This window comes from Rhodopirellula sp. UBA1907, assembly GCF_002337565.1.
GTDB classification, from domain to species: domain Bacteria; phylum Planctomycetota; class Planctomycetia; order Pirellulales; family Pirellulaceae; genus Rhodopirellula; species Rhodopirellula europaea.
The window spans coordinates 164,714-165,197 of the sequence record NZ_DDGH01000006.1 but is presented as its reverse complement, the minus strand read 5'-3'; the positions used below and the strand labels follow the sequence as shown (position 1 = coordinate 165,197).

Genomic DNA, 484 nt, shown 5'->3' with positions numbered 1-484 from the left:
CGATCTCACCCGCCCGGACCAACAGATCGATCCCGTCGACGGCGACGTTCTCGCCATAGCGGTGATGCAAGTCGCGAATATCACAAAGGACATCGCCCAACGATGACGCGGACTCGTGCGGCGCGTCGATGGGACTGGTAGCAGTCGAGGTCGTTGTCATGAATGATTTTTTACAGTGAAGCTCGGAGAGTCATCACCAAGAGAACGGCGGGCAGAACAACCAATGACCAACGCAGCATCGTGCGAGCGGTTTTGTCGTTGGGGGTCGCACGGAAATTCAGGGAGGCTCGCAGGAGAGGCCATGAAGCGGCCAGGATTAGAACCGTCGCCACAACGCTGGCGACAGATGCGACCCATTGGCCATCGGGGAACCAAGCCAGGACCACGCCACAAGTTGCCAGAGCGACGCTGCCCAGGATGCTTTGCCAAGCCGCGTGTCGCCCGGTGGGTTCAACGGTCGTTGTCATGCAGAAACCGGCCTTGG

1 pseudogene is annotated in these 484 nt (G+C 59.7%); it reads right to left on the bottom strand.

The annotated features are described in order from the left end of the window. Nucleotides 1-170: 170 nt before the first annotated feature. Nucleotides 171-484: pseudogene (locus B2R17_RS02530) on the bottom strand (protoheme IX farnesyltransferase); the annotation flags it as partial.